This is a genomic window from Microbacterium luticocti DSM 19459 (genome assembly GCF_000422405.1).
In the GTDB taxonomy this organism is placed as follows: domain Bacteria; phylum Actinomycetota; class Actinomycetes; order Actinomycetales; family Microbacteriaceae; genus Microbacterium; species Microbacterium luticocti.
In genome coordinates this window covers 61,078-85,747 of sequence record NZ_KE383824.1, presented here as the reverse complement: position 1 = coordinate 85,747, position 24,670 = coordinate 61,078, and the positions used below count along the sequence as shown (strand labels likewise).

At 71.5% G+C, this 24,670-nt stretch carries 22 protein-coding genes; 13 read left to right on the top strand and 9 right to left on the bottom strand.

The window, feature by feature from the left end; translation table 11 throughout:
- The first annotated feature begins 105 nt into the window (after window positions 1-105).
- The 3 genes from H577_RS0113640 to H577_RS0113630 are packed head-to-tail and all read left to right on the top strand — an operon-like array spanning window position 106 to window position 3,326.
- Window positions 106-1,422, top strand: a complete 1,317-nt coding sequence (locus H577_RS0113640; RefSeq protein ID WP_029146418.1) for an ABC transporter substrate-binding protein — start codon at window positions 106-108, stop codon at window positions 1,420-1,422.
- Between the two features lie 57 nt (window positions 1,423-1,479).
- Complete coding sequence (locus tag H577_RS0113635; protein WP_029146417.1) at window positions 1,480-2,406, top strand: carbohydrate ABC transporter permease; 927 nt, start codon at window positions 1,480-1,482, stop codon at window positions 2,404-2,406.
- The gene (locus H577_RS0113630) at window positions 2,406-3,326 is read left to right on the top strand and encodes a carbohydrate ABC transporter permease (RefSeq protein ID WP_029146416.1); all 921 of its coding nucleotides are present in this window, start codon (window positions 2,406-2,408) and stop codon (window positions 3,324-3,326) included. The genes H577_RS0113635 and H577_RS0113630 overlap by 1 nt, the downstream gene beginning before the upstream one ends.
- Window positions 3,327-3,392: 66 nt before the next feature.
- On the opposite strand, the gene H577_RS0113625 is transcribed toward H577_RS0113630, so the two are convergent.
- Entirely contained in the window at window positions 3,393-4,748 is a 1,356-nt protein-coding gene (locus tag H577_RS0113625) for an MFS transporter (RefSeq protein ID WP_029146415.1), read from the bottom strand.
- Between the two features lie 58 nt (window positions 4,749-4,806).
- Entirely contained in the window at window positions 4,807-5,844 is a 1,038-nt protein-coding gene (locus H577_RS0113620) for an MBL fold metallo-hydrolase (protein WP_245570406.1), read from the bottom strand.
- Window positions 5,845-5,939: 95 nt separating this feature from the next.
- On the opposite strand from H577_RS0113620, the gene H577_RS16605 reads away from it, so the two are divergent.
- A complete protein-coding gene (locus H577_RS16605; protein ID WP_051192043.1) occupies window positions 5,940-6,851 on the top strand; it encodes a LysR family transcriptional regulator in 912 nt (303 codons plus the stop codon).
- 1 nt (window position 6,852) lies between these two features.
- Here H577_RS16605 and H577_RS0113610 read toward each other — a convergent pair whose 3' ends face one another.
- From H577_RS0113610 to H577_RS0113585, 6 genes are all read right to left on the bottom strand, one after another.
- On the bottom strand, window positions 6,853-7,638 hold the full coding sequence (locus H577_RS0113610) for a DeoR/GlpR family DNA-binding transcription regulator (RefSeq protein WP_029146413.1): 786 nt from the start codon (window positions 7,636-7,638) through the stop codon (window positions 6,853-6,855).
- A gap of 116 nt (window positions 7,639-7,754) precedes the next feature.
- Window positions 7,755-8,588, bottom strand: a complete 834-nt coding sequence (locus tag H577_RS0113605) for a class II fructose-bisphosphate aldolase (RefSeq protein ID WP_029146412.1) — start codon at window positions 8,586-8,588, stop codon at window positions 7,755-7,757.
- Between the two features lie 23 nt (window positions 8,589-8,611).
- Window positions 8,612-9,520 carry a 1-phosphofructokinase family hexose kinase gene (locus tag H577_RS0113600; RefSeq protein WP_029146411.1) on the bottom strand — a complete coding sequence of 303 codons (909 nt, stop codon included), beginning with the start codon at window positions 9,518-9,520 and terminating at the stop codon, window positions 8,612-8,614.
- A complete protein-coding gene (locus H577_RS0113595; RefSeq protein WP_036285219.1) occupies window positions 9,517-10,437 on the bottom strand; it encodes an ROK family protein in 921 nt (306 codons plus the stop codon). The genes H577_RS0113600 and H577_RS0113595 overlap by 4 nt, the downstream gene beginning before the upstream one ends.
- A 1-nt stretch (window position 10,438) precedes the next feature.
- Window positions 10,439-11,317, bottom strand: coding sequence for an SIS domain-containing protein (locus H577_RS0113590; protein WP_029146409.1), 879 nt, complete (start codon window positions 11,315-11,317; stop codon window positions 10,439-10,441).
- A 187-nt stretch (window positions 11,318-11,504) separates the two neighbouring features.
- Entirely contained in the window at window positions 11,505-13,337 is a 1,833-nt protein-coding gene (locus H577_RS0113585; protein ID WP_029146408.1) for a glycoside hydrolase family 35 protein, read from the bottom strand.
- A gap of 131 nt (window positions 13,338-13,468) precedes the next feature.
- On the opposite strand from H577_RS0113585, the gene H577_RS0113580 reads away from it, so the two are divergent.
- The 7 genes from H577_RS0113580 (at window position 13,469) to H577_RS0113550 (ending at window position 22,201) form a co-directional block, all read left to right on the top strand.
- Window positions 13,469-15,925 carry a DNA polymerase III subunit gamma and tau gene (locus H577_RS0113580; protein ID WP_029146407.1) on the top strand — a complete coding sequence of 819 codons (2,457 nt, stop codon included), beginning with the start codon at window positions 13,469-13,471 and terminating at the stop codon, window positions 15,923-15,925.
- Window positions 15,926-15,928: 3 nt separating this feature from the next.
- Entirely contained in the window at window positions 15,929-16,522 is a 594-nt protein-coding gene (recR, locus tag H577_RS0113575; RefSeq protein ID WP_029146406.1) for a recombination mediator RecR, read from the top strand.
- Window positions 16,519-17,493 carry a DMT family transporter gene (locus H577_RS0113570; protein WP_029146405.1) on the top strand — a complete coding sequence of 325 codons (975 nt, stop codon included), beginning with the start codon at window positions 16,519-16,521 and terminating at the stop codon, window positions 17,491-17,493. The genes recR and H577_RS0113570 overlap by 4 nt, the downstream gene beginning before the upstream one ends.
- Window positions 17,494-17,598: 105 nt before the next feature.
- A complete protein-coding gene (locus tag H577_RS0113565) occupies window positions 17,599-18,900 on the top strand; it encodes an aspartate kinase (protein WP_029146404.1) in 1,302 nt (433 codons plus the stop codon).
- A gap of 18 nt (window positions 18,901-18,918) precedes the next feature.
- The gene (locus H577_RS0113560; RefSeq protein ID WP_029146403.1) at window positions 18,919-19,989 is read left to right on the top strand and encodes an aspartate-semialdehyde dehydrogenase; all 1,071 of its coding nucleotides are present in this window, start codon (window positions 18,919-18,921) and stop codon (window positions 19,987-19,989) included.
- A 58-nt stretch (window positions 19,990-20,047) separates the two neighbouring features.
- The gene (gene mqo, locus H577_RS0113555; protein WP_029146402.1) at window positions 20,048-21,508 is read left to right on the top strand and encodes a malate dehydrogenase (quinone); all 1,461 of its coding nucleotides are present in this window, start codon (window positions 20,048-20,050) and stop codon (window positions 21,506-21,508) included.
- 45 nt (window positions 21,509-21,553) lie between these two features.
- The gene (locus H577_RS0113550; protein ID WP_029146401.1) at window positions 21,554-22,201 is read left to right on the top strand and encodes a thymidine kinase; all 648 of its coding nucleotides are present in this window, start codon (window positions 21,554-21,556) and stop codon (window positions 22,199-22,201) included.
- Here the strand turns inward: H577_RS0113550 and H577_RS16600 are convergent.
- Window positions 22,140-23,042: a DUF1295 domain-containing protein gene (locus H577_RS16600; protein ID WP_051192042.1), complete on the bottom strand. Its 903-nt coding sequence runs from the start codon at window positions 23,040-23,042 to the stop codon at window positions 22,140-22,142. The two genes, H577_RS0113550 and H577_RS16600, sit on opposite strands and share 62 nt — an antisense overlap.
- Window positions 23,043-23,217: 175 nt before the next feature.
- On the opposite strand from H577_RS16600, the gene H577_RS0113540 reads away from it, so the two are divergent.
- Both H577_RS0113540 and H577_RS0113535 read left to right on the top strand, forming a co-directional pair.
- A complete protein-coding gene (locus tag H577_RS0113540; protein ID WP_029146400.1) occupies window positions 23,218-23,958 on the top strand; it encodes a DUF5058 family protein in 741 nt (246 codons plus the stop codon).
- Window positions 23,955-24,668 carry a hypothetical protein gene (locus tag H577_RS0113535; RefSeq protein WP_029146399.1) on the top strand — a complete coding sequence of 238 codons (714 nt, stop codon included), beginning with the start codon at window positions 23,955-23,957 and terminating at the stop codon, window positions 24,666-24,668. The genes H577_RS0113540 and H577_RS0113535 overlap by 4 nt, the downstream gene beginning before the upstream one ends.
- Window positions 24,669-24,670: the final 2 nt, after the last annotated feature.

Below are 24,670 nucleotides of genomic sequence, written 5' to 3'. Positions count from 1 at the left end.
TTGGGCTCCGAGTGAGCGTTGATGATTGCATCCCCGATCTTTTGATCGTAAAGTTTCAGAAACCGCGCACCACAGCGCGCGGTCTGAACGTCAAGGGGGATGTACATGCCATCGAAGAGTCTTGCCGGTCGCGCGGTCGCGCTGGTCGGCGTCGGCGCCCTGGCCGTCGGCCTGAGTGCCTGTGGCGGCACGAGCGAGAACGGCGACAAGGGCGCCACCGGCTCGGGGCCGGTCTCGATCACCTACCTGCACCGTCTGCCCGACGGTGAGGGGATGACGCCGGTCAAAGACATCGTCGCGACCTGGAACGCCGCGCACCCCGACATCCAGGTGACCGCGACCAAGTTCGACGGCAAGGCGGCCGACATGGACCTCAAGCTCGAGCAGGACATCAAGGCCGGCACCGGCCCGTGCCTGGCCCAGATCGGCTACGGCGACATCCCCGACATGTACGTCAAGGGCCTGGTGCAGGATGTCACCGCCGAGGCGCAGAAGTACGCCGACCACTTCTCGGCCGGCGCGTTCGGAATGATGAAGGTCGGCGACAAGGTCGTCGGCCTGCCGCAGGACACCGGCCCGCTCGTCTACTTCTACGACGAGGCCGCGTTCACCAAGCTCGGCCTGACCGTCCCGGCGACCATGGACGATCTGGCCGCCGACGCGAAGAAGGCCGCCGCGGCGGGCAAGTTCGTCGCCGCGTTCACGCCCGACGAGGCGCAGAACTGGCTGTCGGGGCAGGCCGCCGCAGCCGGCGACACCTGGTTCGGCGCGCAGGACGACAAGTGGAAGGTCACCGCCGACGGCGCCGGGTCGCAGAAGGTGGCCGCGCTGTGGCAGGGGCTGCTCGACGGCAAGCAGGTCTTCGTGGGCGAACGGTGGGGGGATGCCTTCACCAAGGCCCTCACCGACGGCTCGCTCATCGGTCACGTCGGCGCCGCGTGGGAGGCCGGGTTCCTGCTCGACCCGCTGAACGACACCCCGCGCGAGGGCACCTGGCGGGTGGCCACGCTGCCGCGCTTCGGCGACACCGACATGACCGGCCCGGACGGCGGGTCGGGCGTAGCGGTCATGAAGGGCTGTACGTATCCCGCGCAGGCCATGGAGTTCAACGACTGGTTCAACACCCAGGTCGACGACCTCACCTCGCAGGGCCTGGTCGTGGCCGCCAAGGGCACGCCCACCACGCCCGAGAAGATGAAGAAGCAGTTCGGCGGGCAGGACGTGCTGGGCGTGCTGGCCAAGGCCAACGACACGCTCAACCCCGACTTCCCCTACATGCCCGGGTGGGCGTCCGAGGCGAAGATGAACGAGGTGGCCGCCGCCGCGGCGTCCGGCAAGGCGAAGGTCGCCGACATCTTCACCACCGCGCAGAGCACGGCCGTGAAGACCCTGCAGGACCTCGGCCTTCCGGTCGCCGACTGATCCGGCGCGTGCGGCCGGCCCTCGGGCCGGCCGCACGCGCCCTCGTGTGAGGACACCATGACCGTCGTCGCATCCCGTCCCGCCCGACGAGGTGGCATCCGTCGCGAAGGGCTGCACGGATGGCTGTTCCTGGCGCCGTTCGCGGTGCTGTTCGCCGTCGTGTTCCTCGTGCCGATCATCGTGTCGGTGCGCGCCGCGTTCTTCGCGCAGGTGCCCTCGGGCTCCGGCCTGTACGGCGGCGGCGAGCTCGTCGACAGGTTCGTCGGGTTCGCGAACTTCGCCACCGCGGCCAGCAGCGGCGCGTTCTGGACCGGGATGGGCCGCGTCGTGCTGTATGCGGCGTTCCAGATCCCGGTGATGATCCTCGCCGCCCTCGCGCTCGCGCTGCTGCTGGACTCGCTGCTGGTGCGCCGGGCCGCGTTCTTCCGGATGGCGTTCTTCCTGCCGTTCGCGATCCCCGGCATCATCGCCGCGATGATGTGGCTGTACCTGTACACGCCCGAGGTGTCGCCGTTCACGCCGTTCCTGCCCGCCGGCACCGACTTCATGGCGCCCGGGGTCATCCTCGCCTCGATGGCGAACATGACCACGTGGACGTACACCGGCTACAACATGCTGATCTTCCTGGCGGCGCTGCAGGCGATCCCGCACGAGCTGTACGAGGCCGCGCGGCTGGACGGCGCGAGCGGCTGGACGGTCGCCACCCGCATCAAGGTGCCGCTGCTGCGCGGTGCCGCACTGCTGGCGGTGCTGCTGTCGATCATCGGCACCGTGCAGCTGTTCAACGAGCCGGTGGTCATGGAGACGGCCAACCCGTGGATGGGCAAGGACTACACGCCGATGATGCTCACCTACAACTCGCTGATGGGCCAGATCTCGCCGTCCGGCACCGGGCCGGCCTCGGCGTTCTCGCTGCTGATGGCGGTCGTGGCCGGGCTGCTGGCGATCGTGTACGCCCTGCTGACACGGCGGAAGGCGGCATGATGACCGCTGTACCGCAGGCATCCGTCGCCGCGCCGCGGGCGCGCCGAGCCCGCGCCGGGCACCGGCTCGACCTGCTGCCGGTGTCGATGCGGCCCGGCCGCGGCGCCCGCATCGCCGCGATCGTGGTGCTCGTGATCGCGTGCCTGTATTTCTTGGTGCCGGTGTACTGGCTCGTCGTCGCCTCGACCAAGAGCAACGCCGATCTGGCCGGCACGTTCGGGTTCTGGTTCGCGCAGCCGAACCTCGCGGCGAACTACGAGAGCCTGATGAGCTGGACGCACGGGCTGTTCTGGCGCTGGGTGGGCAACTCGTTGCTGTACTCGACGGTCGCCGGTGCCGCCGGCACCCTGCTGAGCGTCATGGCCGGGTATGCGATCGCGAAGTTCCGGTTCCCCGGCAAACGCATCGCGGTGGGCGTGATCATGGGCGGGATGCTGCTGCCGGTGGCGCTGCTGACCGTGCCGCTGTACCTCGAGTTCCACGCACTGGGCCTGGTGAACACGATCTGGGCGGTGATCATCCCGTCGGCGGTGTCGCCGTTCGGTGTGTTCCTGGGCATGGTCTACGCCCAGTCGTCGGTGCCCACCGAGCTGCTCGAGGCCGCCCGCATCGACGGGGCGAACGAGGCCCGCATCTTCTTCACCATCGTGCTGCGGCTGCTGGCACCGGCGATGGTGACGATCTTCCTGTTCATCTTCGTCGCCACCTGGAACAACTTCCTGCTGCCGCTGCTCATGGTCTCTTCGCCCGACCTCAAGCCGGTGACCCTGGGCCTGTACGGCATGATCTCGTACTTCGCGCCCGCGAAGGGCGCCGTCATGCTGGGTGCGCTGCTGGGCGTGCTGCCGCTGATCGTGCTGTTCTTCGCGTTGCAGCGGTACTGGCGGGCGGGCATGGCCGCCGGCGCGGTCAAGGGCTGACCCGGCGGCGGCGTCACGCACACAGGGCCGGTGCTCACCGGCCCTGTGTGCGACCTCGACGACGGCTCACGCCACGGTGCGGATGTCGACGTCGCGACCTTCGGGGGTGACCAGCACGGCGACGGCACTGGCGGCGAGCACGGCGATCCACAGCACCGCCACCGGCCAGGTCGCGCCGACGGCCAGGGTGAGCGCCGTGGCGATCATCGGCGAGAACCCGGCTCCGACCGTCGAGGCGGTCTGGTACGAGGCCGAGGCCCCGGTGAACCGGCGTGAGGTCGGGAACTGCTCGGTGACGAACGCGGCGATCGGGCCGTAGACGATGCCCTGCACGATGCCGTTGCCGAGGAAGATGGCGACACCGAAGCCGAGGACCGTGCCGGTGCCGAGCATCCACATGATGGGGAAGGCCAGCACGGCCCCCAGGGCGCAGCCGAACACGATCACCGCACGCCGACCGAACCGGTCGCTGGCCTTGCCGGCCAGAAGGGCGACCACCACGGTGACGACGGCCGCGAACGCCTTGGTGTTCAGGACCCCGGTCGGGTCGGCGCCGTGGCCCACCGCCTCCGACACGCCCCACACCGTCATCAGGCCCTGGCTGGTGGTGAAGGCGAGCACCGCGATCATGGCGATGATCACCTGGCGCCAGTTGTGCCGCAGCACGTCGACGATCGGCACCCGCTTCTTGACGCTCAGCTCCTGCAGCTTCGCGAACATGGGCGTCTCGGCGACCTTGAGCCGCACCACCAGACCCATCGCCAACAGCACCACCGACAGCAGGAACGGGATGCGCCATCCCCAGGCCAGGAACTGGTCGTGCGGCAGCAGCGTGAACAGGCCGAGCACCAGGGTCGCGATCACCGCGCCGACCGGGCCGCCGGCGTTCACGATGCTCGACGCGGTGCCGCGGCGCCGTTGCGGCGCGTGCTCGAGGGCGACGAGCATCGCCCCGCCCCAGTCACCGCCGACCGCGACGCCCTGCACGATGCGCAGCAGCACCAGCACGACCGGGGCGGTGATGCCGATGGCCGCGGTGGGCGGCAGCAGGCCGATGAGGGTGGATGCCGCGCCCATCAGCACGATCGACAGGATGAACACGTTCTTGCGGCCGCGGGTGTCGCCGAAGTGTCCGAACACGATGCCGCCCAGCGGGCGGGCGAGGTAGCCGACCGCGAACGTGGCGAACGAGGCGAACAGCCCGAACCCGGGGCCGAGCCCGGCGAAGAACACGTGCTCGAACACGATGCTCGCGCAGGTGGCGTAGAGGATGAAGTCGTAGAACTCGATCATGTTGCCGAGAAAGCTCGAGGTGAGCACCCGGCGCATGTCCTTCGTGGTCAGCGTCAGCTGGGTGCCGTCGGCGGCGGTGGTCGGGCTCTCGGTCATGGTCACGGGTTCGGTTGTGGTCTTGGGGGTCATCATCGACCTTTCTGATGTGGGGCGGGTCGGGGGCACGGCCCGGGTGGGCGATGCGCGGTCAGGCGCTCACGCGTGCCGCGGAGCGGGTGAACGAGAGGCGGTCGAGGTCGTCGGGCACGACCACGTCGGTTCCGGTCAGCGCGGTGGCCTTGGCCGCTGCCCGGTGCCAGCTCGCGGCGTCCAGGCTTCCGGGCACCAGATGGTGGACGGCGAGCGCGCGGGCTCCGGCATCCCGCGCCACCTCGGCGGCCTCGACGACGCTGGTGTGCGACTTGTGGTGGTGGTCGTACGAGGCCCGGGCGGTCTCGTCCTGCGGGTCGCCGTAGGTGTGCTCGACCCAGTCGAAGCTGATGGCCTCATGCAGCAGCAGGTCGACGTCGTCGGCGAGCCGGGCCATGTTCGCCGTCTGCGCGGTGTCGCCCGAGATGGCGACCGAGCCCTCGTCGCAGGTGAACCGGAACGCGAACGCGGGGGCGATGGGGGGATGCTCGACGAGGATCGCGTCCACACGCACCCGGTCGTCTTCGAACACGCAGAACGGCGCCATGTCGGGCGTGGGCGCCTCGTTCGGGTGGTAGCCGCAGTCGGCGGGCACGGCGATGTCGCGAGCGTCGAACAGGTCCAGGGGAGAGGGTCGCAGTGCGTCGAGCACGCGGTCGTTCAGATCGGTCGCGTACGCCTCCATGAGCAGGCGGAACATGTCGGCGGTGCCAGGGGTGGGCAGGTGCGGCGCGACCGGACGTGGGGCGACGCTCGCGCGGGGTGAGACCGGCGGCAGCACGCCGCGGTCGCCGGGCCCGAGGATCGGGATGGGAGTGGATGCGTCGGGCAGCCTGAACATGCCGAACAGGGCGAGATTGGCCAGGTCGGTGGTGTGGTCGGAGTGCAGGTGGGTGAGGAAGATCCCGCCGAGCTGCGAGAAGTCCAGGCCGGCGCGGGTGAACTGGCGGCCGGCGCCGAGACCGGCATCGACGAGGTAGCTGCGGTCGCCGACGACCACGGCCGTCGAGATGCCGAACCGGGGGGCGGCGTCGGCGGGTGTCCACCACCGCGGACCGCCGGCGGTGCCCAGGGTGATGATGTACGGCGTCGTCACGATGTCGCCTCCTTGCTGCGTCGTGCCTCCAGGATCCCGGCCCCCATGCATATCTGTAAAGCTGAAAATATCGATGGACTACATAAACTGCACCTATGCTTTCGTCCACGTTGCGCCAGCTCGAGTACTTCGTCGCCACCGCCGACGCCGGCACGGTCAGCGAGGCGGCGGTGCGGTGCGGGGCCTCGCAGGCGGCGGTGTCGACGGCGTTGCGCGAACTCGAGAAGGCGCTGGCGGTGCAGCTGTTCGTGCGGCGCACCGCGAAGGGGATGACGCTGACCCGCAGCGGCGCGCGGGTGCTGGGTGTGGCCCGGCGCATCCTCGACGACGCCGCCGAGCTGGCCGAACTGGCCCGCGCCGAGCACGATGAGGTCGCCGGGCCGCTGCGGATCACCTGCACGTCGGCGCTCTCACCGCGCGTGCTGCCGGTGCTGGCCGCGGCGTTCGCGCACCGGCATCCGCGGGTCTCGCTCGAGCTGACCGACGGGCTCGCCGTCGATGTGCAGGGCGCCGTGCTGCGCGGTGATGCCGACGCCTGTCTGCTCTATCGACGCCAGCTCGACCCGGGACTGGAGGGCCGCACCGTGCACACGATCGAGCCGTACATCGTCGTCGCGGCCGATCATCGGCTGGCCGGTCGCTCTGCGGCGTCGTTGCGCGAACTCGCCGATGAGCCGCTCATCCTCGTGCATTCGGCCGGGTCGCGGCGGGCGATCGAGACGGTGATCGCCGAGGCGGGCGTCACCACCCGCCCGGGGTGGTCGTTCGCGAACCCCGAGACCGTGCGGGCGATGGTCGCCCGCGGGCTCGGATACTCGGTGTTCAGCGGCCGCCCGGCCAGCACCGAGACCTTCGACGGCGGGCGGGTGGCGTATCTGCGCATCAGCGACCCGGTGTCGCCGAACGAGATCGTGCTGGGCCTGCCGCGCGGACAGCGGCCCAACGCCCGGCTTGCGGCCCTGGAGCGGCTGCTGACCACCGACGAGGTGCGCAGCTCGTTCGGGTGAGTCAGGCGATGATCAGCTCGAGCCCGGCGTCACGGATCGCGCGGGCCGAGGCATCCGTGATGCCGGCGTCGGTGACCATGGCGTCCACCGCGCCGAGCGTGCAGATGCGGGCGAACGCGGTCGCCGCGAACTTCGTCGAGTCGGCCACCACGACGGTGCGCCGGGCAGCCTCGACCAGTGCCGCGTTGACCTTCGCCTCGCCCTCGTCGGGGGTGAACAGGCCGCGCTGCGGGTCGACCGCGGTCACGCCCAGAAACAGCGTGTCGATCGAGATCTCGGGGAGGATCAGGCCGGTCAGCGGCCCGATCAGCTCGTACGAGCGCGATCGGGCGACGCCGCCGACCACGACGATGCGCAGCTGTGGGCGCACCACCAGGTCGTTGGCGATGTTGACGGCGTTGGTGACCACCGTGGTCTCGGTGTGCGCGAACTGCCCATCGGCGGCGGCGCGCACGCCCACCTCGTAGGCGGCGGCGGTGGTGGTGGTGCCGCCGTTGAACGCGATCACCGACCCCGGTGTCACCAGCGAGGCGACGGTGCGGGCGATCGCGTTCTTCTCGTGCCAGCGCCGCGAGGTGCGAAAGCGCAGCGGCACGTCGCCGGTGGTCGAATTGGCGCGCGCGCCGCCGCGGGTGCGCTCCACGAGCTGCTGCTCGGCGAGTGCGTCGAGGTCTCGGCGGGCGGTGGGACCCGACACGCCGAACTGCGCGATCACCTCTTCGACGCGCACCGTGCCCTTCTCGACGATGTAGTCGACCAGGCGTGAGAGCCGATCCTCGCGGTCCACTGTGTCTCCTTGGCGTGTCGGGGCCTCATCGGGTGTCGTCGGGGCGTGACGATCGGATGCCGCGTGCTCTCACGATGCTCTCATGACCCCGCCCCGTCGCCGGGGAGGCGATCGTGTCAGCCGGCGATCAGTGCCAGCAGCCGGGCCGCCTCGTCGGCCATCGCGTCGCGGCCGGGACCGAGGTACCTGCGCAGGTCGACGATGCGTTCGTCGGCGTCGAGCACGCTGCGCACCGCCCGGGTGAAATGGCCGTTGAGGTGCGTCGAGACGTTGACCTTGACGATGCCCGCGGCGACCGCCTCGCGCAGGTGGTCGTCGGCGACCCCCGACGAGCCGTGCAGCACCAGCGGCACCGGCACCGCGTCGCGCAGCCGCGCGATCAGGTCGAGGTCGAGCCGGGTGGTGCGGTCGGTGCGGGCATGCGTGGACCCGACCGCGACGGCCAGCAGGTCGACGCCGGTCGCCGCGACGAACGCCGCGGCCTCGTCCGGGTCGGTGCGCACGCCGGCGGCGTGCGCACCGTCCTTGCCGCCGATCTCGCCGAGCTCAGCCTCGATCCACGCCCCGCGTTCGTGGGCGTACGCCGCGACGGCGGCGGTGACGCGCACGTTCTCGTCGTACGGCAGCGCGGCGCCGTCGAACATCACCGACCCGAACCCCAGATCCACGGCCCGGCGGGCCAGGTCGGCGTCCTCGGCGTGGTCCAGGTGCAGGGCCAGCACGGCGTCGGATGCCTCGGCCACCGCGCGCGTGGCGGCCGCCAGCGGCGTGAGCGAGCCGTGGAATGCGGCGCAGTTCTGCGAGATCTGCAGGATCAGCGGCCGTGCCGCCCGCTCGGCCGCGCCCACGAGCGCCTCGGCGGTTTCGAGCGTGACCACGTTGAACGCGGCCGCGCCGCTGCCGGCGGCGGCTGCGGCGGTGACGATCTGGGCGGTGGGAACGAGCGGCATTTCTCTCCGATCCGGTCGACGGTTCAGTCGACGATCACGTCGGTGTACAGGGCGGTGTGACTCTCGTCGATGGTGCCGGCCAGCGGCGCGAGCACGGCGGCCGCCGAGAACGCGACCGCGCGGCGCACGATCTCGGGCAGGTCGGCGTCGAGGTCGAGGCCGTCGTCGATCGCCCCGGCGATCGCGGCCACGGCCGCGTCGCCGGCGCCGGTGGCGTTGCCGTGCAGCGGTCGGGGCAGCCGGCCGCGCACCGGCGCGCCGGTGCGCGGCACGGCGACCAGGCCGTCCTCGCCCAGCGAGACGACGACGAGCCCGGCCCCGGCCTCCTGCAGCATCCGGGCACCGGCGACCGGGTCGCCGGTGCCCACGGTGGTGGCCAGTTCGTCGCGGTTGGGTTTGAGCACGTCGGCGCCGCACGCGGCGGCCGCGCGCAGCGCATCACCGACCAGGTCGGCGATCACCGGGGCCGGGCGTGCGGACTGCAGCATCCGTGCCACCGCGTCGGCGGCGGCGCCCGGGGGCAGCGATCCCGACACGGTCACGCAGCGCGCCCGGCGGGCGGCCTCGGCGATCGCGGTGTACAGGTCGGCCCACTCGTCCGGGGCGCGGGCGGCGCCGCGCTCGTTGAGCTGGCTGGTGCGGCCGGGGCCGGTCTCGACCAGCGCATAGGTGCTGCGGGTCGGTTCGGCGCACCGGGTGAACCGGGCCGTGACTCCGGGCAGGTCGCGGGCGAACCAGTCGGCCTCGTCGGTGCCGACCAGGCCGAGGGCGAGGGCGTCGTGCCCGGTCTGCGCGAGCACCCGGGCCACGTTCACACCCTTGCCGCCGGCGCGCCGGCGCGCGGGTGCGATGCCGTGCGTGGCGCCCGGGTGCAGCGCATCGAGGGTGAGCGTGAGATCGACCGCGGGGTTCGGGGTGACGGTGACGATCATGCCGCGTCCGTGAGGGTGCGCGCCCGCAGTGCGGCGCCGATCACGCCGGCGTCGCCGCCCAGTCGTGCCCGGCGCAGCGCAGTGGAGCGGATCGGGAAGTACGCGTCGAGGCGCCGTTGCAGGGGTCCGAGCAGGGCGTCGCCGGCTTCGGACAGCCCGCCCGCCACGACGATCGCCTCGGGGGCCAGCGCCGCGCACGCGTGCGAGAGCCCGAACGCGAGGGCGTCGACCGCGTCGTCCCAGATCTCGCGGGCGACCGGGTCGGTGTCGACCCGGTCGAGTACGTCGCGTGCGCCGGGTACGGCGTGGCCGGTGTCCTCGGTGTAGCGGCGGGCGATGGCGGCGGCGGATGCGGTGGCCTCGAGGCATCCGTGATTGCCGCACATGCACGCCCGGCCCCCCGGCCGCACCACGGCGTGGCCGATCTCGCCCGCGTACCCGGCGCGCACCACCACCCGGCCGTCGACGATCACCCCGGCGGCGATGCCGGTGCCGACGGTCACCACGAGCGCGTCGCGGCAGCCCGCGGCGCTGCCGAGGGCGAGCTCGGCCAGCGTCGAGGCGCGCACATCGTGCACCAGGGCGACCGGCAGGCCCAGCCGTGCCGCGGCGCGGTCGCGGAAGGGCACGTCGCGCCAGCGCAGGTTCTCGGAGCAGATCGCGATGCCGGCGTCGTCGTCGACGATGCCCGGCAGCGCGAGTCCGGCTGCGGCGGGCGACCCGCCGAGGCGCGCGGCGATGCCCGCCAGCACGTCGAGCACGTCGTCGACGATGTGGTCGGACACCGCCGGCGTCGGGGTGCGCACGGTGGCGGCGACCGCGCCGTCGGCGGCCACGACGGTGGCCTTGATGTCGGTGCCGCCCACGTCGAACGCGAGCACCGGCGCACCGGGCGCGATCCGCAGCTGCGCGGTCATGTCAGTCGGCGAGGATCACCGAGCGCGACAGCGACCGGGGGTGGTCCGGGTCCAGGCCGCGCGCCTTGGCCAGCCCGACGGCGAACCGCTGCGCGACGATGAGCCCGGCGAGCGGGTCGAGGTCGTGGTGCACGAACGTCGCACCGGTGGCGGCGACGTCGTCCGCCAACCCGTCGGGCACCTCGCCGAGCGCCCACACGTTGCGCCCGGACTGGGCGATGGCCAGCGGACCGTGCCGGTAGTCCATGGCGGGGTACGACTCCGACCAGTACTGCGCGGCCTCGCGGGTCTTCAGCGCCGCCTCGGCGGCCAGCCCCACCGTCCAGCCGCGGCCGAGGAACGTGGTCTGGGTCGCGCCCAGCAGCGGCGCGATGTCGAGCTCGAGGGCGCGCTCGGCGTCGCGGGCGGCCGACTCGATGTCGTCACCGAGGTGGGCGCGCAGCAGCGCGAGCACGCTGGTGGCGAACCGGGTCTGCACGACGGACTGCTCGTCGGCGAAGTCGAGCGCGATGCTCGCACCGGCGATCTGCGCCGCGGGGGAGTCCGCGACGGCGGTGATGAGCAGGGTGGGCACGCGGGATGCCTTCAGCAGGTCGATGATCTCGGTGGTGGTGCCCGACCGCGAGATGGCGACGACCAGGTCGTACGGCCGGTGGGCGGGGAACTCCGACCCGGCGAACGCGTCGGTCTCGCCCTGCCCGGCCTGTTCGCGCAGCACCGCGTAGGACTGGGCCATGAACCAGCTCGTGCCGCAGCCGACGACCGCCACCCGGGCGCCGGCGGCCGGCAGCACCTCGGCCACCTCCGGCAGCAGTGCCGCGGCGGTGCGCCACGTCTGCGGCTGGGTCGAGATCTCCACGTCGACGAAGGGTTCGGTCATCGCTCACTTCTCTCGCATCGCGTCCCCGGTCCATTCCGAGTGACTATCGATGATCATAACGGCTAGAAACAATCAATAAAAGTCATTCAACGAGATTCGTCGGATGCCTCGGGCCCCGGCGTGAGGCGGACGCGATCCGGTTGTGTGAACCGGGCGCGGGCGGGGTGTGAACCGCGCCCGATCCAGGTCAGAACTCCTCGATGAACTCCTCTTCGGGTCCCACATCGGCCACATCGCCCAGGTGCACCCGGGCGCCGGGCGTTCGGAACTCGAGCACCGTCACGGTGTTCGACCCGGCCCGCCACAGCGGTGCGGGGGCGTACAGCGTGCGCTGCGGCCCGATGTCCCAGTATCGCCCCAGCAGAAAGCCGTTGACCCACACCAGCCCGCGCCCGCTGCCCGGCAACGACAGGTGCGCGTCGGCGGGCTCGGCAAGCGGCACGTGCGCGGCGGCGAACAGCGGCCCGGTGCCGGGCCCGATACCCGGCTCGGAGCCCGGGTCGGAGCCCGGCCCCGTGCCCGGGTCGGTGCCCGGCCCGGTGCCCGGCTTCGCGCCGGGGGTGCCCGCCAGGGCGTCGAGGTCGAGCCCGTCCAACGGCACCGGGGCGCAGCGCCAGCGCTGCACCATCCGTCGACCGTCGACGAGCACCGGGCCGACCAGGCCCTTGTGCTCCCCCAGGCGCGGCCCGTAGTTGATGCGGCCGAGCACCTCGGCGAACACCGTCAGGCGGGCGTGGGCACCGTGGCCGGTGACCGGCAGCGTGCCCGATCCGGCGACGCTGCCGACGAAGACGTCGTCCAGCCAGATGTGCGCACGGTCGCGCACATCCTGCAGCATCAGCTCGATGGGGCCGGGCGGCAGCAGCACGTCGGCGTCGAACCGCACCAGGTCGCTGTCGATGCCGATCGCATCGGTGGCGCACGGCACGGTGACAGGCGTGCCCGGTGCCGTCCAGGCGGTCAGTGGGCGGCCCGGCCGCAGCACGGCGGTGACCGGCTCGACGAAGCGGGGCGGCGCGCTGCGCACGGCGGCGGTGGCGCCGAGCACCTCGCGCAACGCGAAGAACTTAGGCCTCAGGGTGCCGTCCTCGGCGATGGGCGCGTCGGAGTCGTAGCCGGTGGTGGTGGCACGCAGCCTCCCGTCCACGTCGTTGGCCCCGGCGCCGGTGCCGAAGTTCGTGCCGCCGTGCGCCATGTACACGCTGACGCTGCCGCCGTCGGCGATGATCTCGGCGAGGGTGTCGGCGGCGCTGGAGGCCGACCGCACGTGGTGCGGGCCGCCCCAGTGGTCGAACCAGCCGTTCCAGAACTCGCCGCACAGAAACGGCTCGTCCGGCCGCAGCTCGTGCTGCAGGGCGCGGGCCTGCTCCACCCGTGACCCGAGGTTGAGCGACATGAGCGTGCCGGGCAGGGTCCCGGCATCCGTCATCGTGCGGGTGGGGCCGTCGGCGGTGTACATCAGCTCGGTGATGCCGCGGTCGGCGAGCAGGCGCCGCATCGCCGGCAGGTAGTCGGGGTCGTCGCCGTAGCTGCCGAACTCGTTCTCGACCTGCACGGCGAGCACCGGTCCGCCGGCGTTCGCCTGCAGCGCGGCGATGCGCGGCACGAGCTCGTCGAACCAGCGGGCCACCGGCTCGAGGTAGCCCGGCTCGGCGCAACGCAGCGGGGTGCCGCGGCCGGTCAGCCACACCGGCAGGCCGCCGTTGCGCCACTCGGCGCAGATGTACGGCCCGGGCCGCACCACGGCGTGAAGTCCCTCCTCGGCGGCGGTGGTCAGGAACCGCTCGAGGTCGCGCCCTCCGGTGAAGTCCGGTGCCCGGTCTTCGTGCGGCTGGTGCACGTTCCAGGCGACGTAGGTGTCGACGGCGTTCATGCCCATCTCGGCCAGGCGCCGCAACCGGTCGCGCCACAGCTGCGGATGCACCCGGAAGTAGTGGATCGACCCGGCCAGCAGCTGCCACGGTTCGCCGTCGCGCAGCAACCGGCCGTCGGCCCAGGTGAGAGTCGGGGTGGCGGGCATCGGGCTCCTCGGCGTCGGCGTGTGTGATCGATTCTGACGCATCCGGCCTCGCAACGCTCACGAATGGATGCCTCGGTTCCGGTGTGGAATCCGTCGGGAGCGATGTCGGGGGCACACCGTAGGCTGGTCGGGTGACCACCGCTCTGTACCGCCGCTACCGGCCCGAGACCTTCGCGGAGATGATCGGGCAGTCGCAGGTCACCGAACCGCTGATGACCGCGCTGCGCAGTGACCGCGTCGGCCACGCGTACCTGTTCTCGGGGCCGCGCGGCTGCGGCAAGACGACCAGCGCGCGCATCCTCGCCCGTTGCCTCAACTGCGCAGCCGGGCCCACCGACACCCCGTGCGGCCAGTGCGCCAGCTGCGTCGAGCTGGGGCGCGGCGGCGGCGGGTCGCTCGACGTGGTCGAGATCGACGCGGCATCCCACAACGGCGTCGACGACGCGCGCGACCTGCGCGAGCGGGCGGTGTTCGCCCCGGCGCGCGACCGGTTCAAGATCTTCATCCTCGACGAGGCGCACATGGTGACCCCGCAGGGGTTCAACGCGCTGCTCAAGCTCGTCGAAGAGCCGCCCGCGCACGTCAAGTTCATCTTCGCGACCACCGAGCCCGAGAAGGTGATCGGAACCATCCGGTCGCGCACGCACCACTATCCGTTCCGACTGGTCGCCCCCGCCGCGATGCTCGAGTACGTCGAGCAGCTGTGCGGACAGGAGGGCGTACAGGTCGAGCCGGGTGTGCTGCCGTTGGTGGTGCGTGCCGGCGGCGGGTCGCCGCGCGACACACTGTCGGTGCTCGACCAGCTCATCGCCGGGTCCGAAGAGGCGACGGTCATCTACGCCCGTGCCGTGGCGCTGCTCGGCTACACCCCCGCCGAACTGCTCGACGAGGTGGTCGACGCGTTCGGGGCGAGGGATGCCGCTGCCGCATTCTCTGCGGTCGACCGGGTGGTGCAGACCGGGCAGGACCCGCGCCGGTTCGTCGACGACCTGCTCGAGCGGCTGCGCGACCTGATCGTCGTGGCCGCGACCGGCTCCGGAGCCGCGGCTGTGCTGCGCGGCGTACCCGCCGACGAGCTGGAGCGCATGGGCCACCAGGCGCGCGCCTTCGGCGCCGAGCGCCTGTCGCGGGTGGCCGACATCGTGGTGGCGGCGCTCGACGAGATGACCGGCGCCACCTCGCCGCGCCTGCAGCTCGAGTTGATGGTCGCCCGCGTGCTCGCCCACGGCGGCGCCGCGTCCGCACCCGCCGCACCCGCCGCGCCGGTCGCCGAGCCGGTCCCGCAGGTGCGGGGCGGCGCGCCCGCCGCCTCCGCGGGCGCCGCCGAGCCCGGCCCGAGCACCGAGCGAGCGCCGCAGGCGCCGGTCGCCGCGCCCGCCCCATCCGCCGGCGAGCCCGCCACGTCCGTCCCCGCCGCCGCCGCCTCCGAGTCCGGCCCGAGCACCGAGCGAGCGCCGCAGGTGCCGGCCGGCACGCCCGCCACGCCCACTCCATCCGCCGCCGCGCTCGTTCCGAGCACCGAGCGAGCGCCGCAGGCGCCGGCCGGCACGCCCGCCACGCCCACCCCCTCCGCCGGCGAGCCCGCTCCGAGCACCGAGCGAGCGCCGCAGGCGCCGGCCGGCACGTCCGTCCCCTCCGCCGGCGATCCCGCCACGTCCGTCTCTTCCGCCGGCACGCCCGACCCCTCGGTCGCCCTGCGAGCGCCACAAACACGAGTCGACACACCGCCCGAGCCCGCCGCACCCGCCGCCTTCGCCGCATCCGGCGGGCCCGTCACGCGCGCGCGCATCGATGCCGCCTGGCCTGAGATCCTGCAGCGGCTCGAGGGCATCAACCGCACCTCGTGGCTGATCGCCTGCACGGCCGCGGTCGTCGACTTCGCCGACGACGTGCTCACTCTCAGCTTCGCCAGCGCGGCCGACGTCGCCAGGTTCAAGAAGCTGCAGGCCGGTAGCGGCCCCAGCGAAGACCTCCGGCAGGCGATCCAGGCGGTCGTGGGCATCCGGGTGAAGTACATCGCCCGGCACGGCGGCGCACCAGGCGGTGGCGCCGGCGGCGGCTCGGCGCCGGCACCGCCCGCGCCGGACGTCCCCGCGGCATCCGTCCCGACCGGTCGCGACACGGCGCCGCGCCCCGCCGCCGGCACGGCTGAGCCGCGCCCCGCCGCCGGGCGCGCCACGGCCCCGGCCGCCCCCGCCCCGGTCACCGACTGGGCGGTCGCGCCCATCCCGCCCGATCCCGGTCCTGAGTCCGCCCCGAACGATTCCGCCCCCGGCGGGTTCGCCGTCGACGACGACCCCGAGGATGCCGCGGCCTCGCCGGTGCGCACCGCCACGCTCGCCCCGCCGCGCGAAGGCGAGGTGCTGCCGCCCCGCGAGATCGTCACCTCCCTCGAGCCCGACGACGACGAGCGCGAAGCCGACGAGATGGTCGCACCCGAGGCATCCGTGCCCGTCGTGCCGCCGCAGCTGAACGCCGCGGTCCGCGACGACGGCGTCGAGCGCGTCGGCGAGGCCGTCGTGCGCCAGGTGCTCGGTGCGACGTTCCTGCGCGAAGAGCCCTACGAGTCGCCCACGAGGTTCAGCTAGCCCATGTACGACGGCATCGTCCAGGACCTGATCGACGAGTTCGGCCGGCTGCCCGGCATCGGCCCGAAGTCGGCGCAGCGCATCGCGTTCCACATCCTGCAGACCCCCGGCTTCGACGTCTCACACCTGGCCGAACTGCTCAGCGAGGTGCGCGAGAAGGTGCGCTTCTGCGAGGTGTGCGGCAACGTGTCCGAGCAGGACCGCTGCGCCATCTGCCGCGATCCGCGGCGCAATCAGACCCTGATCTGCGTCGTCGAAGACGCGAAGGACGTCGCCGCCATCGAACGCACCCGCGAGTTCCGCGGCCTCTACCACGTGCTCGGCGGCGCGATCAGTCCCATCGCCGGCATCGGACCCGACGACCTGCGCATCGCCCCGCTCATGCAGCGCCTGGCCGACGGCACCGTGCAGGAGGTCATCCTCGCCACGAACCCCAACCTCGAAGGCGAGGCCACCGCCACCTACCTGAGCCGCCTGCTGCACACCCTGCAGATCACCGTCACGCGACTCGCCTCGGGTCTTCCGGTGGGCGGCGACCTCGAATACGCCGACGAGGTCACCCTGGGCCGGGCGTTCGAGGGCCGGCGGTCGGTGTGAACGCCGCGACCCGGGTCAGCGGCCGGGGGTGGATGCTGTTCGCCACGATGTCGGTGGTGTGGGGCATCACCTACCTGTTCATCAGCGAGGCCGTCGAGTCCTATTCGCCGGCCGCGGTCGTCAGCGCCCGCACCCTCATCGGCGCGCTCGTGCTGCTGCCGATCGCGATCGACCGCAAGGCGCTGCGACCCGCGCTGCGGGTCTGGCCGTGGGTGCTGGTGTTCGGCGCGGTCGAGATGGCCGGCCCGTTCTTCCTGCTCTCCAGCGCCGAACAAACCCTCCCATCGGGGCTGACCGGGCTGCTGGTCTCGACGGTGCCGCTGTGGGCGGCGATCATCGGGTTCGTCGTCGGCGATCGCGCTCTGCTCACCCCGGTGCGCCTGATCGGGCTGCTCGTCGGCTTCGGCGGCGTCGCTGTCATCGTCGCCGGGCAGGGAGTGACCGTCGCCGACCCGGGCGCCGCGCTCGTGGCCGTCACCCAGGTGCTGGTCACCGCGGTCATGTACGCGATCGTGCCGTTCGTGATCGCGACCAAGCTGCGCGACGTGCCCTCGCTCGGGTCGGTCACGCTGGGGCTGGCGGCGGTGGGCATCGCCTATCTGCCGGTCGCGCTGCTGACCCAGCACGAGGTGCCGACGGTGCGCAGCACGGTGTCCCTGCTGCTGCTCGGCGTGGTGTGCACGGCGGTCGCGTTCGTCGCGTTCTTCGCCCTCATCGGCGAGGTCGGCCCGGTGCGTGCCCCGCTGTTCACCTATGTCAACCCGGTGGTCGCCATCGCCCTGGGCGCCATCGTGCTGGCCGAGCCGCTCACCCTCGGACTGCTGGTCGGGTTCCCGCTGGTGCTGCTGGGCTGCTGGCTCGCCGCCACCGGCGGCCGCGTGCGCCGGCGCAGCGCACCGATCGAAGCCGCCGCCGAGGCGGTGCCCGGCGCCGTGGTCGACCTTCCGCCGCGGGCCCGTCCACCCGCTTAGGCACGGTGTCACATGGCCGGGCCGGTATGAGCCGATCCGTAAGATGGATGACGGCGCGTCCTGCGCGCCCCCTGTGAAGAGCGCGGCAGTCCGGGAGTTCCACACGTGGCGCTGATCGTCCAGAAGTACGGCGGATCCTCGGTGGCCGACGCCGAGAGCATCAAGCGTGTCGCCAAGCGCATCGTCGACACCCGTCGTGCCGGCAACGACGTGGTCGTCGCCGTCAGCGCCATGGGCGACACCACCGACGAACTGCTCGACCTGGCCGCGGAGGTCGCCCCGATCCCCGCGCCCCGTGAGCTCGACATGCTGCTGTCCAGCGGCGAGCGCATCTCGATGGCGCTGCTGGCCATGGCCATCCACTCCATGGGGTTCGAGGCCCGCTCGTTCACCGGCAGCCAGGCCGGCATGATCACCGACGCCCGACACGGGCAGGCACGCATCGTCGACGTCACCCCGGTGCGGCTGCGCGAGGCCCTCGACGAGGGCGCCATCGTCATCGTCGCCGGGTTCCAAGGCTTCAACCGCGACACCCGCGACATCACCACCCTCGGCCGCGGCGGATCCGACACCACCGCGGTGGCGCTGGCGGCGGCGCTCGAGGCCGACGTGTGCGAGATCTACAGCGACGTCGACGGCATCTTCACCGCCGACCCGCGCGTGGTGCCGCGCGCCCGCAAGCTCGACGTGATCTCGAGCGAAGAGATGCTGGAGCTGGCCGCCAACGGCGCCAAGGTGCTCTACATCCGTGCCGTGGAATACGCCCGCCGACACGGCGTGCTGATCCACGCCCGCTCCACGTTCAGTTCCTCCGAGGGCACCCTCGTCGTCGACGAGGCCCGGCGCGACCGGCTGGGTGCCACCTTCCCGCAGCTCAAGGGAGACCACATGGAAGAGCCCATCGTCGCCGGCGTCGCCACCGACCTCAGCCAGGCGAAGATCACCGTGCTCGGGGTGCCGGACGTGCCGGGCAAGGCCGCCGAGATCTTCAAGATCGTCGCCCGCTCCGGCGCCAACGTCGACATGATCGTGCAGAACATCTCGGCCGCCGCGACCGGCCGCACCGACATCTCGTTCACCCTGCCCAAGGCCGACGCCGCGACGGCGCTGCGTGCGCTGGCCGCCGCGCAGGCTGACGTCGGCTTCGAGAACCTCGTGCACGACGACCAGATCGGCAAGCTCTCGGTGGTCGGCGCCGGCATGCGCACCAACTCGGGCGTCTCGGCGACCCTGTTCGAGGCCCTGAGCGCGGCGGGCATCAACATCGAGATGATCTCGACCTCCGAGATCCGCATCTCGGTCGTGCTGCGCGGCGACGAGCTCGCCGACGCCGCCCGCGCCGTGCACACCGCTTTCGGGCTGGACGGCGAGATCGACGCCACCGTCTACGCCGGCACCGGCCGCTGACACGATCGAAGGACAGCTGTGACCCACATCTCCGAGTCGGGACTGAACATCGCCGTCGTCGGCGCCACCGGACAGGTCGGCACCGTGATGCGCGAGATCCTCGCCGAGCGTGCCTTCCCGATCCGCGAGCTGCGGCTGTTCGCCACCGCGCGCTCGGCGGGCACCGCCGTCGACTTCGGCGGCCACACCGTGATCGTCGAAGACGTCGCCACCGCCGACCCGTCGGGCATCGACATCGCCCTGTTCTCGGCGGGTGCCACCGGCAGCCGAGCACACGCGCCGCGGTTCGCCGACGCCGGCGCCACCGTCATTGACAACTCCAGCGCGTGGCGCATGGACCCCGATGTGCCGCTGGTGGTCAGCGAGGTCAACCCGCACGCCATCGACCAGGCGCGCAAGGGCATCATCGCCAACCCGAACTGCACGACGATGGCCGCGATGCCGGTGCTCGGGCCGTTGGATGCCGCGGCCGGCCTGGAACGTCTGGTGATCAGCACCTACCAGGCGGTGTCGGGATCGGGGCTGGCCGGGGCGCAGGAGCTGCTCGGCCAGGCCGAGGCGGTCATCGCGCAGCCGAACGCGATCGAGCTGGTGCACGACGGGGGAGCGGTCGACTTTCCGCAGCCCGAGAAGTACATCGCCCCGATCGCCTTCGACGTGATCCCGTTCGCCGGCAACCTCGTCGACGACGGCGACAACGAGACCGACGAAGAGAAGAAGCTGCGCAACGAGAGCCGCAAGATCCTCGGCCTGCCCGACCTGCGGGTGGCCGGCACCTGCGTGCGCGTGCCGGTGTTCACCGGGCACTCGCTGTCGATCCACGCCGAGTTCGCCCGCGAGATCACCCCCGCCCGCGCCCGCGAGGTGCTCTCGGGCGCTCCCGGCGTCGTGCTCGACGAGGTGCCCACCCCGCTGCAGGCGGCGGGCAAGGACCCGAGCTTCGTCGGCCGCATCCGCGTCGACCAGTCCGCGCCCGAGGGCAAGGGGCTGGTGCTGTTCGTGAGCAACGACAACCTGCGCAAGGGTGCCGCCCTGAACGCCGTGCAGATCGCCGAGATCGTCGCGGCGCGGCGCACCGCCGCCGGTTGAGCCCGCGGCATCCCGCCGTGGAAAGGGCCGCACAGGCGGCCGACTAGACTGGAGCATCGTGACTGAAACCGTCGACGTCGTCCTCATCGGTGGGGGCATCATGAGTGCCACCCTGGGTGCCTTCCTCCACGAGCTGCAGCCCGACTGGAAGATCACGGCTCTCGAGCGACTCGGCGACGTCGCGCAGGAGAGCTCCCACGCGTTCAACAACGCCGGCACCGGTCATGCCGCGCTGTGTGAGCTGAACTACACCCCCGAGTCCGCCGACGGCACCGTCGAGATCAGCAAGGCGATCTCGATCAACGAACAGTTCCAGCTCAGCCGCCAGTTCTGGTCGAGCCTGGTCGAACGCGGCGTGCTGAGCGAGCCCGACACGTTCATCAACCCCACCCCGCACATGACGTTCGTGCGCGGTGAGAAGAACGTCGCGTTCCTCAAGAAGCGGTACGAGCTGCTCAAGCAGCAGCCGCTGTTCGCCGACATGGAGTACAGCGAGGACTCGCGCGTCATCAACAGCTGGGCGCCGCTGCTGATGCAGCAGCGGCTCAAGGCCGACGAGCCGTTCGCGGCGACCCGGGTGACCGGCGGCACCGACGTCGACTTCGGCGCCCTCACCCACCAGCTGTTCGACCACCTGCGTGCCGACGGCGTGGACGTGCGCACCAACACCGAGGTGCGGTCGCTGAAGCGCCAGAAGGACGGCACCTGGCTGGTGAAGTACCGTCGCACCATCGGCCGTGCGCCCGGGCGCATCAAGGCCCGGTTCGTGTTCGTCGGCGCCGGCGGCTGGGCGCTCAAGCTGTTGCAGCGCTCGGGCATCCCCGAGATCAAGGGGTACGGATGCTTCCCCATCGGCGGTCAGTGGCTGATGAGCTCCGATCCGAAGATCGTCGCGGCCCATCACGCGAAGGTGTACTCGAAGGCCACCGTCGGTGCCCCGCCGATGTCGGTGCCGCACCTGGACACCCGCGTGGTCGACGGCAAGACCTCGGTGCTGTTCGGCCCGTTCGCCACGTTCAGCCCGAAGTTCCTGAAGAACGGGTCGATGTGGGACATCGTCACCCAGGTGCGCTTCTCGAACCTGTTCAGCATGCTCAAGGTGGCGTTCACGAACGTCGACCTCATCCGCTACCTGATCAGTGAGCTCGCCAAGAACCATCACCGCAAGGTGAACGACCTGCGCGAGCTGATGCCGTCCGCCAAGGACGAGGACTGGCAGCTGCTGCAGGCCGGTCAGCGCGCGCAGGTGATGCACCAGGGGCAGCTCAAGTTCGGCACCGAGGTCGTCGCCGCCGCCGACGGCACGATCGCCGGCCTGCTCGGCGCATCGCCCGGGGCGTCGACCGCCGTGCCCATCATGCTGAACCTCATGAAGACGTGCTTCCCCGAGCAGTATCCGTCGTGGGAGCCCAAGATCCGCCGGCTCATCCCCACCTACGGGCAGTCGTTGAACGAGCAGCCGGAGCTCGCCCGCGAGATCGCCGCCGAGACCTCGCGCGACCTGCAACTGGCGCACTGAACTCCGGCTGACCGGCGGCGTCGGCCGGTCTCATAGACTCGTCCGGTGGCCAAGCTCTACTTCCGCTACGGGGCGATGAACTCCGGCAAGTCGACGGCACTGCTGCAGGCCGCGTACAACTACGAGGAGCGCGGTCAGCACGTGCTGCTGGCCAAGCCCGAGATCGACACCAAAGACGCCGAGCACATCTCCAGCCGGCTGGGTGTCACCCGTGCCGTGGACTTCCTCATCCGTCCCGACGACGATGTGCGCGCTCTGCTCGCCGCGCACCGTGCCCGGGTGCGCAGCGATGCCGCGACCGCGCTGATCCCCGCGGCGACGGATGCCCCCACCGATGTGGCCTGCCTGCTCATCGATGAGGCGCAGTTCCTCACCCGCGCGCAGGTGGACGACCTGCTGCGGATCGTCGTGATGGACGGCGTGCCGGTGCTGGCCTACGGCATCCGTACTGACTTCCAGACCCAGGCGTTCCCCGGCTCGCGGCGCCTTCTCGAGCTCGCGCACTCGCTCGAAGAGCTCAAGACGATCTGCCGCTGCGGCCGTAAGGCGCTGTTCAACGCCCGGCTGGTGGGCGGGCGGTTCGTGTTCGAGGGCGACCAGGTCGCCATCGACGAGTTGACCGCCGACCGGGTCACCTACGAGTCGATGTGCGCTCGGTGCTATCTGCGCGAGTCGGGCGGCCGCCTGGGCTGATCAGGCGGGCAGGGCGCCCGCCGCGGCGCGGGAACCAGGGCACGATCATCGACGTGCTGCGGCGGTACTCCTGGTACGCCGGGTACTTCGACGCCGAGATCGACTCGGTGAACACGGTCGATCCGACGAACAGGATGCTCAGCAGCGCCGCGCCGGCGATCGTGCCGTTCAGCACTCCGCCCCACAAGCCCAGCCCCGAGGCGGTCGCGGCGACCGCGCCGAGCGCGTACAGCATCCACCACTGCATCTGCTCGGCGAAGAAGTTGGGGTGCCTGCTGTAGCGGAACAATCCCGTGGTCGCGAACCCCGGCTCGAGGGTTCCCCCGGCGCGCCGCTTGGCCTGGTGGAACGCCCACTGCTGCTGGTCGGCGACGAACTCCAGCACCAGGAACCCGGCGAACAGCACGGCGAACAGCACGTCCCAGCCGATCGGCGGCGCCGGATGCCGCGCGGCGAGCCAGACCGGCAGCGTGATGAGCACGAGCAGCGCGTTCTGGTAGAGCACGATGAACAGCAGATTGAACACCTGGAACGCCCACGACGACATCCGGCCGCGCAGGATCGCCCAGCGGTAGTCCTCCATGCCGGTGTAGCCGCCCTTGCGGGCGAAGTTGAAGGTGAGCCGGGCGCCCCACGCCGTCACCAGCACCGCCATCAGCGCGAGCCGGGCGGGGTCGCCCCCGGCCGCCATGCCGCCGATGGCGAAGATCCAGGCGTACGCGACCGGCACGATCGACCACAGCCGGTCGACCCACGAGGTGTCTTTCGTGATGAGCGAGGCGACCCAGCAGAACGCGCACACCGCGCCCGCGACGATCAGGACGACGACCAGGGGATCCATGCCCTCAGGCTACCCAGTCGCGGGGATGGGCGGGCCCGTGCCGCGGCTGGAGGATATAGACGACCAGAGTGGTCTTGATGAGAAATACTGGCGATGAGTATGCAGTGCATGCAACAATAGGACTCCTGCGCCGCGCTGCGTGCGCCCGACACCCTCAATGGAGATGGAGTCCGACATGATCCGAACCCTCGGGGATCCCTCGTCGATGGACATCGCGGCGCTCGCGAACAGCCCGGTGCTGTGGCTGTGCGCCGGCGGCGTCTTCCTCGTCATCGTCATCCAATCGGTGATCTACCTGCGGGCCATCCGCAAGGCAGCGGTCGCCGCCGACCTCACGCAGCAGCAGGTCACCCAGTCGGTGCGCACCGGCGCCGTCGCGGCGATCGGTCCGTCGCTGGCGGTGGCGCTGGTGGCCATCTCGCTGTTGCCGCTGTTCGGTACACCCGCCGTGCTCACCCGGATCGGGCTGGTGGGCTCCGCCGCGTTCGACGTCGCCGCCGCCGGCGTCGCCGCCGGCACGCAGGGCGCACAGCTGGGCGGTCCGACCTACACACAGAAGGTGTTCGCGATCGCCTTCGCGGCGATGACGATGGGCGGGCTGGTGTGGATGCTCACCACCCTCGTGCTCACGCCGCTGCTGGCCAAGGGCGACATCTCGCTGCGTCGCGTCAACCCGGCTGTGATGACCATCGTCCCCGGGGCCGCGCTGCTGGGCGCGTTCGTCACGCTCACCCTGCAAGAGACGGTGAAGTCGCCGGTGCACATCGTCACATTGTGCGTGTCGGCGGTGGCCATGGCGGTCTGCATGTGGCTGGCGCGGGCACTGGGCAAGGGCTGGCTGCGCGAGTGGGGACTGGGTATCTCGATCGTCGTGGCCCTGGTCGTCGCCGGAATCATGACCGGAGGGGCATCATGAGCATCACCACCACCGATCCGCTGCGGCAGTTCGACCGCACCACCTCGATCGCCGGGCCGGTCACCATGGCCGCCGGGTTCTGTGTCTCGCTCGCGGCGGCGCTGTACGCCGCGTTCGGCACCGGGATGGGCGTCACCGCCGGCGAGCTGTGGACGGCCGTGGGTGCCGTGCTGGCGGCCTTCGCCGTGATCGCGATCGTCGAGCCGATCTCGTACTTCCCGATCCTCGGCCGCTCGGCCATGTACCAGGCGTTCATGATCGGCAACATCAGCAACAAGCTGCTGCCGGCTGCGATCGTCGCCCAGGCGAAGCTGGACGAGAAGCCGGGCTCCCGCCGGGCCGAACTGATCGCCGGGTGCGCCATCATCGGGGCCGTGTTCGTGCACCTGATCACGCTGGCGGTGCTCGTGGGCGCCGGCGGCACATGGCTCATCTCGCTGCTGCCCGCCGAGGTCATCGGCGTCGCGCGCACCTACATCCTGCCCGCCGTGTTCGGCGCCGTCATCCTGCAGATCATCGTGTCGATGAAGGCCGTGCGCACCACCGTCGTCGCACTCGTTGTCGGTGCGCTGGTGGTGTTCGTGCTGGTGCCGCTGCTGCCGCAGCTGGCCTACTTCACCGTCGCCATCGGCGTCATCGCCACCATCGTGATCTCGTGGCTGGTGCGCGACCGCACCGCCCACACTCCCGCCGACGACGTGAAAGGCTGATG